The organism is Arthrobacter sp. R3-55, from assembly GCF_054161505.1.
Genome location: NZ_CP096423.1, coordinates 2,552,681 through 2,566,293 on the forward strand (window position 1 = coordinate 2,552,681; position 13,613 = coordinate 2,566,293).

The 13,613-nt window shown below is 59.8% G+C and carries 13 protein-coding genes and 2 pseudogenes; 7 read left to right on the forward strand and 8 right to left on the reverse strand.

Annotated features, from left to right (window positions below):
* Positions 1 to 116: 116 nt before the first annotated feature.
* From M1D51_RS11810 to solA, 3 genes are read right to left on the reverse strand one after another with little or no spacing between them, the layout of a single operon-like run.
* Complete coding sequence (locus M1D51_RS11810; RefSeq protein WP_458106609.1) at positions 117 to 518, reverse strand: GlcG/HbpS family heme-binding protein; 402 nt, start codon at positions 516 to 518, stop codon at positions 117 to 119.
* A 31-nt stretch (positions 519 to 549) separates the two neighbouring features.
* Positions 550 to 912, reverse strand: a complete 363-nt coding sequence (locus tag M1D51_RS11815; RefSeq protein WP_458106610.1) for a cupin domain-containing protein — start codon at positions 910 to 912, stop codon at positions 550 to 552.
* Complete coding sequence (solA, locus tag M1D51_RS11820; protein WP_458106611.1) at positions 909 to 2,111, reverse strand: N-methyl-L-tryptophan oxidase; 1,203 nt, start codon at positions 2,109 to 2,111, stop codon at positions 909 to 911. The genes M1D51_RS11815 and solA overlap by 4 nt, the downstream gene beginning before the upstream one ends.
* Before the next feature lie 130 nt (positions 2,112 to 2,241).
* Here solA and M1D51_RS11825 point away from each other — a divergent pair, with 130 nt between their 5' ends.
* Entirely contained in the window at positions 2,242 to 3,444 is a 1,203-nt protein-coding gene (locus tag M1D51_RS11825; RefSeq protein WP_458106612.1) for a PucR family transcriptional regulator, read from the forward strand.
* A 524-nt stretch (positions 3,445 to 3,968) separates the two neighbouring features.
* Here the strand turns inward: M1D51_RS11825 and M1D51_RS11830 are convergent.
* The gene (locus tag M1D51_RS11830; protein WP_458109582.1) at positions 3,969 to 4,352 is read right to left on the reverse strand and encodes an FAD-dependent oxidoreductase; all 384 of its coding nucleotides are present in this window, start codon (positions 4,350 to 4,352) and stop codon (positions 3,969 to 3,971) included.
* Positions 4,353 to 4,948: 596 nt separating this feature from the next.
* On the opposite strand from M1D51_RS11830, the gene M1D51_RS11835 reads away from it, so the two are divergent.
* From M1D51_RS11835 to M1D51_RS11855, 5 genes are all read left to right on the forward strand, one after another.
* Positions 4,949 to 5,755: an amino acid ABC transporter ATP-binding protein gene (locus M1D51_RS11835; protein ID WP_458106613.1), complete on the forward strand. Its 807-nt coding sequence runs from the start codon at positions 4,949 to 4,951 to the stop codon at positions 5,753 to 5,755.
* Positions 5,752 to 6,396, forward strand: a complete 645-nt coding sequence (locus M1D51_RS11840; RefSeq protein ID WP_458106614.1) for an amino acid ABC transporter permease — start codon at positions 5,752 to 5,754, stop codon at positions 6,394 to 6,396. Before M1D51_RS11835 ends, M1D51_RS11840 begins: the two co-directional genes overlap by 4 nt.
* A complete protein-coding gene (locus M1D51_RS11845) occupies positions 6,393 to 7,103 on the forward strand; it encodes an amino acid ABC transporter permease (protein ID WP_458106615.1) in 711 nt (236 codons plus the stop codon). The genes M1D51_RS11840 and M1D51_RS11845 overlap by 4 nt, the downstream gene beginning before the upstream one ends.
* Positions 7,087 to 7,935 (forward strand): substrate-binding periplasmic protein, encoded by an 849-nt coding sequence (locus tag M1D51_RS11850; RefSeq protein ID WP_458106616.1) that lies wholly within the window; start codon positions 7,087 to 7,089, stop codon positions 7,933 to 7,935. Before M1D51_RS11845 ends, M1D51_RS11850 begins: the two co-directional genes overlap by 17 nt.
* 634 nt (positions 7,936 to 8,569) lie before the next feature.
* Positions 8,570 to 8,866 (forward strand): DUF2218 domain-containing protein, encoded by a 297-nt coding sequence (locus M1D51_RS11855; protein ID WP_458106617.1) that lies wholly within the window; start codon positions 8,570 to 8,572, stop codon positions 8,864 to 8,866.
* Positions 8,867 to 9,300: 434 nt separating this feature from the next.
* Here M1D51_RS11855 and M1D51_RS11860 read toward each other — a convergent pair whose 3' ends face one another.
* Both M1D51_RS11860 and M1D51_RS11865 read right to left on the reverse strand, forming a co-directional pair.
* On the reverse strand, positions 9,301 to 10,008 hold the full coding sequence (locus M1D51_RS11860; RefSeq protein WP_458106618.1) for a PDDEXK nuclease domain-containing protein: 708 nt from the start codon (positions 10,006 to 10,008) through the stop codon (positions 9,301 to 9,303).
* Positions 10,005 to 10,253 carry a hypothetical protein gene (locus M1D51_RS11865; RefSeq protein ID WP_458106619.1) on the reverse strand — a complete coding sequence of 83 codons (249 nt, stop codon included), beginning with the start codon at positions 10,251 to 10,253 and terminating at the stop codon, positions 10,005 to 10,007. Before M1D51_RS11865 ends, M1D51_RS11860 begins: the two co-directional genes overlap by 4 nt.
* Before the next feature lie 228 nt (positions 10,254 to 10,481).
* Between M1D51_RS11865 and M1D51_RS11870 the strand changes: the two genes are divergently transcribed.
* Complete coding sequence (locus M1D51_RS11870; RefSeq protein ID WP_458106620.1) at positions 10,482 to 11,504, forward strand: DUF4192 domain-containing protein; 1,023 nt, start codon at positions 10,482 to 10,484, stop codon at positions 11,502 to 11,504.
* 373 nt (positions 11,505 to 11,877) lie between these two features.
* Here M1D51_RS11870 and M1D51_RS11875 read toward each other — a convergent pair.
* Positions 11,878 to 12,410 (reverse strand): annotated as a pseudogene (locus M1D51_RS11875) (sugar phosphate isomerase/epimerase family protein); the annotation flags it as partial.
* Positions 12,370 to 13,555 (reverse strand): annotated as a pseudogene (locus M1D51_RS11880) (Gfo/Idh/MocA family protein). The pseudogenes M1D51_RS11880 and M1D51_RS11875, both read right to left, overlap by 41 nt.
* Positions 13,556 to 13,613 lie beyond the last annotated feature (58 nt).

Here is a 13,613-nt window from a genome sequence, read left to right on the forward strand (position 1 = left end):
ATTGCTGTCAGGTTCACTTCCCGGCAGGGTTGTCCCGTCCTGGGCAGCGCCCGTAGATGGGGGGGCCTACGGGGGTACAGGTTCCGGGTAAGGAACCTGCACCACCCGCCTGCTTGCTATGTGAGGACGGATGCTCCGGCCTTGGCGACGATGTGATCGTGGTCGACGGTGCTGCCGCTGACGCCTACGCCTCCGATAGTTCTTCCGTCGATCACCAGCGGGGTACCGCCTGGAAAAGTAATCAGGCCGCCGTTGGAGACTTCGATGTTGTACAGCGGGCCACCTGGCTGGGACAGCTCACCGATGACGCCGGTGTCCATCTCGAAGAATCGGGCGGTGCGTGCTTTTTTCTGGGCAATGTCGATGCTGCCGAGCCAGGCGCTGTCCTGCCGCCCGAAGGCTTTCAGGTTGCCGCCAGCATCAACGACGGCCACGTTCATCGACGTACCGATCTCGGCGGACTTTGCCAGTGCGGCACTCACAACGGCCTGGGCTTGTTCCAAGGAGATATCGCTCATGTCATTTGTTCCTTTCGATGGGGTTGGTTTGTTAGGCGGCGTAGACAACGAAGACTTTGCGTAGCCGTTCGTGGACAGTCCACGTGCCTGTCCAGCCGACCGGGAAGTAGGCCGAGTCGCCTGCGGAAAGCTGCACTGCGTCTTTTCCGTCTTGGGCCACTGTCATCCGGCCTTCGACGACGGTGATGATTTCCCCGCGGTTGTGGAATTCCCACCGGGAGACTCCAGGCTCTGATTCCCAGACCCCGGACAGGATTTTCTTGTCATCGGTGGTGAACGCCAGACGACCCCGCACCGTGATGTCCCCGGAGAGAGGCTGTGCACTGGGGGGTGCGAGGAGCGATTCTTCGAGTTCTGCCGCGGGTATGTCGGTGGCGCGCATGGTGGTCGTCATGATTGGGAGTCCTGGTTCTGTGAGACGAGTCGGAAAACCGGCTCGAAATTCGGATCGGTGATGGCTGGTCGGAGGAGACTGAATGATTCGATTGGGAGCGGAGTGCTGCCGTCCGTGACGAGCTCCGTCAGGATCTTGCCGACCAGGCTGGCGAATTTGCCGGCATGGCCGGCGCCGTTGAACACGGCCACGTGGGGGTGTTCGGGGAGGGTGTCCAGAACAAATTCCCGGTCCGGGGGCATGTCGTACACGCAGGTCTTGCTGGCGTACGTAGGACCCGCCGTTGCCGGGAGGTACTTTTCAAGGAAGCCGCGAAGGATGGACGCTTCCGTGTCGTCGCCCTCGAAGACGCGGTCCTCGCTCGAGATGAAATGTCCGCGCATGTCGCGGGCGAGTTTGATGGCTGCCTCGCCGTAGACAGGGAACCCGTAGAACGGCTGGTCGTCGTCGTGAAAGATCCAAATTGGAAACTTCTCCGGCGTGTACTCAGCAAGGTTGCGCGAGGTGAAGTAGCTGACCTGCTCCTGGGAAAGAGATAGCCGGAAATTCAGTCCCAGATCCGGCATTAAGTCCCCCAACCAGGACGATGCGGCCACGATCAGGTTGTCGGCATGGTAGTCGCCTCCGGCCGTTTTGACCGTGACGGATGTCGAACGGATGTCGACGCCAGTGACTTTCGTGTGGGCAAGGAAATCAACGCCGTGGGCCATGGCCAGGGACGTATGCGCTGCCACCGACTTCCGGATGTCGATGATCCCGCCGGCCTCTTGGTACATGCCGGTGATGTCATCGGAGATCCGCCACTGGGGGTAGCGGGCACGGATTTCATCTGCTGTGAGGTCTTCATAGTCAATGCCCTCGGCTGACATGGCTAGCCGGTAATTGTTCAGCTCAAGTAGGCTTTGCTCCGTCGCTGTGGCCAGGTCCAGGCCTCCGGTCTTGATGTAAAGCTTCAGACCGGAGCGTTCCTCGACATGGGACCATGCCTCAAACATGGAAGGAGTCAGTTTCGTATAGCCCGTGCTGTGGTAGGCATGGCGGATTATGCGGGAGTGGTCTCCTGAGGAATTTAGCGTGTTGACCAGGTCGAACTGCTCGATGACGAGGACGCGGGTCCCTGGACGCTGAGACAGCCAGTACGCTGCCGCCGATCCGATGGCTCCGGCGCCGATAATGATGTGGGTGTAACCCAAGGGCATGGTGCCCTCCTCTCTAGTTCTGAAATCAATGCTGGCCGAGGAGACCATGCCCGGTCGTTGGCATACTGTCTCTGAATTGCGACCGTGATTGCTACAATTGTCGAAAAAGTTGTGAGGAGATCCCGAGAGTATGGAAACGGTGCAGGACGTTATCGAAGCGCTCGCGCAGGATTTGCACCGCTCCGTCGCCGTCGATGATGCAGATCTTGCGTTGGTCGCATCGAGCACTCATTTCGAAGATGCGGACCGCGTCCGGTTGGAATCGCTGACAACACGGCGGGTTAGTGGTCGGGCGCGGGACTACGTACTCGCCGCTGGCGTCCGGACTTGGCGCGCACCAAAGCGACTCGGTCCCAAGCCTGAGATTGGCGCCGATAACGCACGGCATTGTTACCCTTTGTGGTCACGATATGAATTGCTGGGCTTCATGTGGGTCATGGAAGCAACCCCGATGTCGGCCGAGGAAGTCGGTGTCGCCAACGCGGCGGCGCTCAAGGTCCGGGAGATCCTGGCGCGCAAGGTCCAGGCCGAGGCGGACGAGACCCAGGAGATGGAGACGCTGGCGTTCTCCCTGCTCTCGCCTGATCCTCATGACCGACAATTAGCGGCGACGGATGCGATGGATCTCGGCTTCTTCAAGGGAGCGACCCATTTCACTGTGTTCGCCGTCTCGGCTGACAACATTGTCGGGAATGAATCAGAGACCGAAAGTGCTGCCACCCTTCTCGGCAGGGCATTCCACCATCTTGTCCGTTCGCGGGCCAGTAAAATGACCATGACCGGTGTGAGCGATAACGACTCCGTGGTGATCTTGGGCCACCGAACCACCTATCCAGAGGGCGAACTGCGTGAAATCGGCATCAGAGTCTTAAAGGAGCTCAAACGGCTCAGCCCTGAACGGGGACGCCATGTCCACATCGGCATCGGAACTACGCAGCAGGATCTCGCCGACATCGCCACATCATTCGACCGGGCGCAGCAGGCCGCGCACCTAGCCCGCCGGGTCGGCGCCGAGCTGAAAGTTTGGGGCGAGGACTCTCTCGAGGTGCTTTTTGATGCCCTGCTCTCGCCACAGGCGCGCCCGCATTTGGTTCCCGACGTGATCCGAACCGTTGAATCGCGGTGCGCTGACATGCTGGAACTTGTGGAGGTTTTTTTGGACCAGGCAGGCAACGTGATCCGAACCGCCGAGCAAATGCACCTTCACCGCACAACTGTCTACTACCGGCTGGGACGTTTCCAGGAAACGTCGGGGCTTAGCCTGGAGGACGGAGGCACCAGACTCCTGCTGCACTTATGGCTGAAAGCACGACGCAGGCTCGAGGGCCTATGACACAGGGATACTGATTCCCGAGGCTAAGGACCGGTGTCTGGGTGGGGCCAACCAAGGCAGGGCGGTCTGCCTAAAAGGCACTGACCGAATGGGTGGACCGTCCTGGGGGCCAGTTCGGCAAGGATTTCTCCCAAGCGTGCGACAAACTTACCCGCGTGTCCGGCGCCCATTCCCAAGAGATTGTCCGATACCCCGGGACCAGGCGACCTCTCCATTGACCGGGAACCCGTAAAAAGGGTCCCGCCCGAGCCAAGGCCCACCGGGAAGTTCCCAACGGACAAGTCCTTCAAATGGGGGGCGAGATAGAGCACTTATCCCAGGCAGATAGTCGTCCCCCTGCTTGTCCAAACCGTCCGAGTAGCTCGTCCGCGCACTAGGCCGTGCAGAGGATGACGCATTGTGCAGAGAGAACCGCATCGTCAGTGATAACGCGGGCGGCGGATGTGGTTTTTCGACCCGTCGGGAGCGGCGGATGTCGATGATGCCGGATTCGTCCTGAAATGTTGCCCGGATCTGGTCTTCGGTTAGGCTCCACTGCGGGAACCGGTCAGCGAGCCCTGTCTTGTCCAGCGCCTCAAAGGGCACCCCGTTGGCTTGCCATGACCTGGCGGTAAATTGTTGAGCGATCTCTCGCCCGGAGTCCCTTCAACGCGATGTCCAAGCCGCCCGTACCGGATGACAACCTGCTGCCCACTTGCCTCTTCGAGCCTTTGCCACGAACCGAACGTTGACCGTGTCAGGCGGGCATATCCGTTGTGGTGGTAGCTGTGGTGAGTAATCCGGGAATGGTCCTCAGACGCTCGCAGTGGGTGCCCGAGTTGGAACTGTACCAAGACAAGGACGTCCCGTTGACCCTTGAGGGCCAGCTGGTACGCCGTCGTGGATCCGATCGCCCCGGCGCCGATCACGATCGTCTGATATTCGGTCTTCAATGGTGTACTCCCGTTCCAAATTGAGGAACCCTACGAGGCTACAGGGACCTTGCCTCTACCAATGGTCCGCCTCCCCGATTAAGAGCCCTACAAATGCCGGAAGACGGACGACGGTTCAAGGCATCAGGCGAATCTGCGAACGGCAAGGACAAGGACTTGGCCAGTCCTGAAGCAGGTCGGATCCCCCAAATATGGTGAGCAGCTCAATTACACCTCCATCACGGCGTGCTCGCCTGCTTTTAGCCGCTCCATATGAACAGGAATGGCTCACGAAGCACCGGGGTTCGGACTCAAACGCTGAGATGAGGCCCGGGGCAGTTCCACGTCAAAGAGCATCTGCACGGCGCCTGAATTCCGGATGCAGCAATCGGTTTTGGCGCCTGGTCCCTGCCTTAAGCGGTCGGCACGCGGTTCCTCCAACGTTCACAGAAGCCTTATACCATGTGATGCGTCTCACGTATACTGACATATGTCGACGAGGGGCATCCAGATGAATGCACTGTGAACAAGCCGCCGCAGCACTGTTGCTGAGGAAATAGATACATGAAATGTCGTCATGGAAAGGCCAATCGGTGAGTCTCGTGTTACCTGAATCAGCCCCTGAAGTCCTGCCCCAGGGAGCGAACTCGTCGGCGAGTCTGCTCTCACTGGAAAACGTATGCATTAGCTACAGCGACCACCAGGTCGTCCACAACGTCAACCTCAAAGTTGCGGCTGGCGAGGTGGTTGCCCTGATCGGCCCCTCCGGGGCGGGTAAAAGCAGCCTGCTCCGCTCCATTAATTACCTCGAGCACCCTTCCAATGGCACCCTGCGAATCGGGGATCGAAGCATCAGTACCGCCGAATCCCCCACCAAACAGGACCTGATACGACTCCGCAAAGACGTCGGGATGGTCTTCCAAAGCTTCAACCTGTTCCCGCACCTCACAGCACTTGAAAACGTCATGCTCTCCCAAGTGCACGCCCTTGGACGCACTAAAGAAGAGGCCCGCACCCGCGGACTAAAGGAACTGCGACACGTCGGCCTTGAAGAGTTCGCCGACAAGAAACCAAACACCTGCTCCGGCGGGCAGCAGCAAAGAATCGCCATCGCCCGGGCCCTGGCCATGGATCCGAAGTTGATGCTCTTCGATGAGCCCACATCGGCACTGGATCCCGAACTCGGGATCGAAGTCCTGAACACCATGCGCAGGCTCGCCGGTGAAGGAATGACCATGGTCGTGGTGACGCATGAGATGCACTTTGCCGAGGAGGTCGCTGACCGCATCGTCTTTATGGCAGACGGCCGGGTCGTCGAAGAGAACACCTCGAAAGAGCTGATCCGGAATCCGCAGCACACCCGCACCCAACAATTTCTCCGGGCGGTGCGGGACCGATGATCGACGCCCTTCTGGTCATATCGCGGGGCATTGGCACCACAGTGGCGATCACCGGGCTTTCATTCCTGTTCGGCGCCGTCCTCGCATTGCCCATCGCTTCCCTGAGGCGTTCCACCAACCCCATCGCCAAGGCAGCCGGAATCGCCATCGTTGAAGGGGTGCGATCGGTCCCCTCCTTGGTGTGGCTGTTCATCATTTTCTATGCGGTCGGGTCCGACCTCATCCCCCTCGACACTTTCCAGGCAGCAATCGTCGGGTTCACAATCATTTCCTCCGTCTACCTTGCAGAGGTGTACCGGGGCGCCCTTGACGCTGTTCCTGCCGGACAATGGGAGGCCGCCAACGCCCTTGGTCTCGGACGCATTCCTATGATGATCCGCGTGATCCTTCCCCAAGCCGTTCTGCTTACTATTCCTCCCTCAGCGACCTTCGCAATAGGACTCCTCAAGGACAGCGCCGCGGCCTCGATCATCGGAGCCGTGGACATCACATTCCTCGCCAATCAAACAGCCCGAACCAGCGGAGACCCGCTGATTCCCTTCCTCGCCGCCGCCGCCTTCTACCTGCTCCTAAGCGTTCCCATCGCTGCGGCCGCGCGAGGCAGTGCGCATTGGATCGAACGAAAGCTGAAGACCGCATGAGCTATCTGGACTTCATCGCGGAAAACTGGCCGGCCTACCTTTCCGGCCTTTGGACCACTCTGCTACTTGCCGCCCTAGCCCTGCTGATCGGACTGCCCGTGGGGGCCTTGTTCGCGGTAGTTTCCCTCAGCGCCAACCGTTTCATCCGTTACGTCATGATCACCATCGTCGAGTTGGGACGTGGCGTACCCAGCATCATTGTCCTGTATCTCGTGTACTTCGGACTGCCTGAGGCTGGACTCCTACCGAGCGCGTTCGCCGCCGGGGCCATCGGCCTGGCCTTCACGACGGCCGCCTACTCCAGCGAGATTATGCGCGCCGGCATCAAAGAGGTACCTGTTGGCCAGTTCGAAGCATCCTCGGCCCTGGCCCTTTCATGGTCAAAACAGCTGCTGCTTGTTGTCCTCCCGCAGGCTATCCAGAAAGTTGTCCCGCCTTTGATCGGTCTCTCCATTGGAATTTTCCAAGCCACGGCATTGGCTTATGCCATCACCGTTCCGGAACTACTAGGGCAGGCTTACATGATCGCCGGATTGACCTTCGAATGGACACCCGCACTACTTACGGCAGGTGCCATCTACGCAATCTTTACTCTGTCCGTCATTGTCTGCACCCGGTCCATCTCCGGTTACAGGCGCCGCCGCATCACACGCACTGCCCGTTCCGTTTCCACCCTCAACGAGGAGAACCATGAAGTCCCTGCATAAGTCCGCATTGATTCCCACCGCACTACTAATCAGCGGTCTCGCCCTGGCCGGCTGTGCCTCCCCCGCAGCGGAAGGCGCCGCGACGGCGGGCTGCACACCAGCCCACCCAGACATGACCACTGTTACCAAGGGAACCCTCAAGGTGAGCGTGTTGGTCACGCCCCCCTACAGCGAGCTTGGCGCCGGAGGCGAAAACCTGGGAGGTGTCGACGGCGAAATCGTCAAGGCCATCGCCAAAAAGGAATGCCTTGAAGTGAAGGCCACTCCCGTCGACGGCCCCGCTCTGCTGAAGTCCGTCGACTCCAAGCGCGCCGATGTTGCAATCGGAGGAATCTACTTCACAGAAGAACGAGCAGCGCAGCTCAATCTCAGCAGCACGATGTACCGTGACGGGATGGCGATACTATCCCCGGCGGGTCTTTCCAGTCTCGCGGACCTGCAAGGAAACAAGATCGGCGTCATCCAGGGGTACCTGTGGAACAAGGATCTCAGCGCCGTCCTCGGCAACGACAACGTGACCCAGTACCCCGACGCAGCGGGTCTGATCTCCGATCTTAAGAGCGGACGCATCAAGGCTGGGATCTTCACAACAGCTGAAAGCAGCTACCGCGTGACGCAGGACAGCCAGTTCAAGTCGGTCATCTTCAAAGCCGACGACCAAATCGCTGCTTCCACGAAACCCGGCAATGTGGTCCTCGCCAGCACAAAGGGGAACGAAACCCTCAGCAAAGCCTTCAATGAGAACATCACAGCACTGCTTGCCGACGGAACAATCGCCAAGATCCTCAAAGACAACGGAATTGATGAATCACTCGCAGGCGCAGCTAAATAGACAAGCGCTCCGGGTCTGTTTGAGCGGAGCCCTGGCCTGAATCACTGAATCAGGTAGTCGGGTTGCTCCACATCTCGCGGAGCAACCCGACTATTTGCTGGGTAAATCGCCGGCTGAAAGCAATGAACTTCGCGAGGTCTCCGGAGAACAGTCATAGGCTGCGGGTCCCGGTTCGGCTAAGTCACCGGTGTTCCGAAACGCGCACTTGTTCGGTCGGCGAGGCAACCGAGTATCGCCGCGGAGGCTCCTCTACAGAGTCGGATGCCAACCGGGCTCGTGATGCTCCCTCGTGCAGGATACAGATTCTTCTAATCAGCCTGGCTGTTTGTCGCTGTCCCATTCCCGACCACAGGCAGAGCGTTCCGTATGCCGCCTGTTTTAATAGTCTGCCACCGAAGAAGACGCATCATCATCAACTTGTCATTCTGATACTCCATTTTCCCCGGCAAGGCACTTTGGGCACCGTGGCGAGGTTTCGTGTGCCGCTCCCTGGTCGCTTCTTTCACCCAAACCTTGACCTATTCCCCGTCCCCCAAGTTGCACTTCACACCCTCTGCCCACGGCGGGTTGTGGATAGCCTGCTCCTACTTTGCCTGCCACTCCCTTTCAGAAAATCAGAAGAACAGGAAACCCGATGACCGTCTATTACACAGCCAGCGCCGTTGTTCCCACCAAATTCGCGGAGCGCTACATCAAACACCTGGCAACTCATCTGGGGCGCAAAGCTGAGATTCGCATCGAACCCAACGGAAAGCGGATTGTTCTCACCACGGGAAGCTGCCTGCTGTTGTCACGGGCTGAAGCTGTTGAGTTGCGGGCAGAATCACACACAGCGGAAGGGCTGGAGCGAATCAAAGAAGTCACCGGCTCCCATCTGGAGCGGTTCGGGCAGCGTGCCGACATCGTGGTCCACTGGCGGATGACGCCGTGATCTGCATGTCGAGACGGTTTGGCGGGCGAACGACGGCACGACCACAGGATCGAGTGACTTGGCCCTGCCTGGGGCGACGGTCGCAGGCAAACGCTCACCGAGCATCCAGTGCGGTCTGCGTGGTCACCCTCAGCTGCAACAGATCAGCTGAGGACCCTGCTTGCATAAGCGAAGAACACCGGGCCGGTCTGTTTCCGGGGTTCAACATGCCGAACGGGTCACCCCGGCTTTATCCGATTTCTCGATAATCGTGGATAGATTCAGATACCAGCTGGAACACCGGTCCAGGACGCGGTGGTGAACGTCTAACCGAGCCACGTAATGTGGATCGGCGTGGCAATCGCCTGGAGGTTCACTAGCACCTTCAGCGGCTGATCCCGACGAGGTGAGGCACACCTCAACCTGATGTCAGATCCCCACCGGGACCAAAACGTTCATCCTGGACAGCAGTTTAAGAAGACATTAAGTCCAAACGTGACACTCACAGCGTCCAGCCCGACATATGGGTGCTTATCGGCGTTCCAGCCGGGCTGTGGTGGGTTCAGTTCTCTGAGTCCGTGGTTGGCTCGGCCCATTCGAGGGCAGCGACGACGTCCCCTTCGTTGGGCAGGGCGCGCTTTTCGTCTGCCGGGAGTTTGTCGTAGGTGTAGGTTGCGACCGCCGTGGGTGAGTTTGAGCGGCCGAGGCTGTATCGGACGCTGCGATCGTTCTTGGTACCGCAAAAGAGAATCCCGATGGGTTTCGTTATGGTGCTCCCGGCGCAGCATGTCATCGACGAGGGCGACGTAGAAGTTGAGTTTGCCGGCATATTCCGGCTGGAACTTGCCGACGACGACGTAGCGGTTCTGGTCGACATGGAAAAAGAGCAGCTCCACGTAGAAGTCATCGCCGTCGACGTCGACGTGCACCTGACGGCCGACGCAGGAAAAGCCGGGGCCAAGTTCCCGGAGGGTTTCGGTGATCCGGCTGGTGAGGGCATTCTCCAGATCGCGTTCTGCGACCTCTCCGGAGAGACCGAGGAATTCGAAGTTGTAGGGGTCCTTGGCAACTTGCTGGGCCAGCTCGGATGATTGCGCAGCAAGTTGCTGCGTAAAGTTCGAAGGGGCGTTCCCGGTACGTTCCAAGGTTTTGTTCATGATCATGCCCCCAGTAGCACGTTCCGGGACCAGCCGTATTGCAAAGCGGCCGCGGCATAGGCGTTCGTAGCTTCGGACCCAAGTTTCTCATCCAACAGGACCATGATGTGGCCCCACGGCAATTGCGCAGCAGCCTGCTGCGCAATTGACCCATCGGGCCACATACACGGACCCACGGCGAAGCTCCCGGTCACGTCGCACACGAGAGAATACTCGACGTTGGCGTACCGCAGAGTCGATGGCTGAGTCATGCTGCGACTCAACGACTTGTCCATGAATAGGCAGAAGCAACGCCGCCGTTTATAACTCTGATCTCCCGATCATCGCCGGGTCGTACCTCCGCGCAACCAGCGCGCCCAGCGCCGACGTCGACGGCGTCACTCGCCACAGTGGTGACGCCCGCCCGCAGACACATCAGACCGGCAACACTCCCAACGGCCAAGCGAAACAGCAAGAAATAAGGGCAAAGGAACAGGACAATGAATGCGCTCACCATCAAAGACCCGGCGGACCTGCTCAGCTTCATCGGGCATACGCTAGGATTCTGGCCACAAGAGAGTCTCGTCTGTATCACGCTGGACAAGGGCAAGGTCGGGGCCACCCTCCGCATCGACCTCCCCCGCCAACCAGGCACAGAACTCCCCTACGCCCGCACTGTCAGCAGCTACCTCACCAGCGCGACTAGCATCGTCTTTGCCCTCTACACCTCCCAGCACAGCGAATCAGGCCAGCCCAAGCCGCACGCTGCCACTATCGCCGCACTTACCGGGGTCCTCGCAGAGAACGGCATCACCATACGCGACGGCATTTTCGTCCGCGACGACGCCTACTCCCCCTACGACAGCGAACCCGGTCAATTCATCAGCCTGCCCATCAGCACCACCGAATACAGCCGGGTCAACGCCGAATTCATCTACCGCGGCAGCACCATCGAACCCACCAACCGAATTGTCCTCCCCACACCGACTCAAGAAGCAGACCACGCCACCGCCGTCGAAAAATGCATGCTCACCATGCGCAACCAGACACCTCAACAAGCCGCACTTCAAGCCAGCAAGCTCTGGACAACCATGCTCGATAGCAACAACTTCCCCACCGACGATGACTGCGCCACCCTCATCGCGAACTTCCAATTCCCCCACATCCGCGACCGCCTCCTGGCCGACATCCCCGGCATCAACGAACCACCCCAACACATCCTCTTCGCCCAAACCGACAATGCACCTCAATGGTCACGTGTCGAGTGGGCCCAACAACTCCTCCTCCACGCCTACACCAGAACCAGCCCACAACACGCAGCCCCCATCCTCACCACCATCGGTTACATCAACTGGTGGGAAGGACGAGGATCCAAAGCACACCAATACATGCAACTCGCCCTCGACACAGACCCCGGCTACCGCTTCGCACGACTCACCGACCAAATGCTCGGAGCCGGCATCATCGCCGGCTGGAACACCAACAAAAACACCGCCTACAAAACTCGACTCGGCATGCCCTAGAACAGGTATACCGAACGTCCGTTATCAGCCGTTGAAGCAACGGCGTGGAAAAAGCTGCTCGAACTCCCGAAGTCAACGCCGTCCTCCCGGACTGACCGGCCTCATTACGAGCTGAGTCCGTCGTTGCGGACGTTGCTCACTCGAATGCTGACAGTCCGCGGAGTCAGCATGGGTTCCGGCAAGGAGTTAAACAGGTGCTGGAAGTCGGCTTTGCTAGTCAGGCCCGAATCGAGGCAATCGTTTCAACCGGTCCTTCGGGATAATTACGGGCGACCGATCATGGATGTGGCCCAAACCGTCTTGGGGTGGTGGTCAGGGCTGTGAAGGTCAGCAGCCGCCGTCCGGGTTCTCTTCGGGCAGCTCGGGATAGGGCTCAGCCCTTGCTGCTGAAGGCGGCGTCGAAGCTGGTACGCGAGGCGGGGAAGTCGAACTTCTTCAGTGCGGCCAGGACTTCGGGGCCCCGTGGAGCCGGTCCATTCCTGCGTCCTCCCATTCTATGGAGATAGGGCCGTCGTAGCCGATGGCGGTGAGGGCCCGGAAGGACGATTCCCACGGAACGTCGCCGCGTCCTGCGGAGACGAAGTCCCAGCCGCGTCGGGGATCGCCCCAAGGCAGGTGGGAACCCATCACGGTGTTGCGGCCTGTGGGGCGGAGCTTGGTGTCTTTGCAGTCCACGAGGTAAATCCGGTCCTTGAAGTCCCAGATGAAGGACACGGGGTCGATGCCCTGCCACATGAAGTGGGACGGACCTCAGTTCAACCCTAACGCAGGCCGGTGACCGATCGCTTCGAGGGTCCGGGCCGTAGTCCAGTAGTCGTAGGCGATTTCGGAGGGGTGGACCTCATGGGCGAAGCGGACACCGCATTCATCGAAGACATCCAGGATGGGGTTCCAGCGGTCGGCGAATGGTGCTCCTGTTCTTGGCTGAGGCTTGCCCAGCATCGAGGACGCGTTGGACCTGCAGCCCGTCTTCGAACGACGGCGACGGAGCCTCACCGGCCGCAATCGCGGTGAGGAAGTCCCGGATCTGGTGCGTGAAGATGTGTTCCCAGCCGATAATGTGTCCCTGCGGCCACCACGCGCCCAAGTACGGGTGCTCGGGTTCGTTGACCAGGATCCGCCGGAAACTCTGCTCACGAACAGGCACCGTGCCATCAAGGAAGTTCAGTTCGTTCAGGTTCTCCAGGTCAAACGTCAGGGAACCTGCGGTGCCATAGACATCGATCGGTGGGCTGTTTTTTTCGGCGGCCGCAACCCGGGACGCCTCAACGGGAGCGCCCATGCCGCCGGTAAGCCGAACCGTTGCCCATACCGCGTCGTCGACCGTGACATCTTCCAGCCCCCCTGGCCGAACCACGTGAACCGGGCCGCTGGGAAACGACGGTCTTCAGCGTCCCTGACGCCTCAAGAGCGGTTTGCCCAGTCAGGTAGTGGATTTTGGTCGATGGCGTGCGAGGTGATGTCGCCCAGCGCCCGGGACCCGGCGGTTTCCTTCCACAGGCGCCAACTCATCAGGGACTCAGCGTCGGAGAGCCAGTCCTGCAGGTACGCGGCGCGGACGTGCCGGACAGTGCCGAGACGTCCTTCCGCAATGAGTTCACGTGCCAGGACCAGCGCCGGGACGTGGCGGTAGTTGAAGCCGATCATCAACTGCACGCCGCGGGTCCGGGCGTCGGCAGCTGCCTCGGTCATGTCTATGGCCTCGGCGATGGTGTGGCCAAGAGGCTTCTCCACGAGCACGTGCTTGCCGGCAGCCAGGGCCGCGGCGATTTCGGCGTGCATTCACCCGGGGCGCAGATATCCATGATGTGGATGTCGTCCCGTTCAATCACTGAACACCAGTCGGTGGCGGACTCGGCCGAGCCGTAATTGGCGGCGGCTTCAGCAACGGCATCGGCGTCCCGGCCCACGAGCACTTCCTGCTCGAAGGCCGGGACGTCAAAGCAACTGGCCACCTTCCGCCACGCATTCGAGCGGGCCTTACCCATGAAGGCGTAGCCAATCATCGCCACGCCAAGCGTCGATTTTCCAGTTCGTCTGCGCGCTAACATCTGGGACTCGGAATGAGTCATTGAGTACTCATGCATTGCTATTCTGCAGGCGACGTCA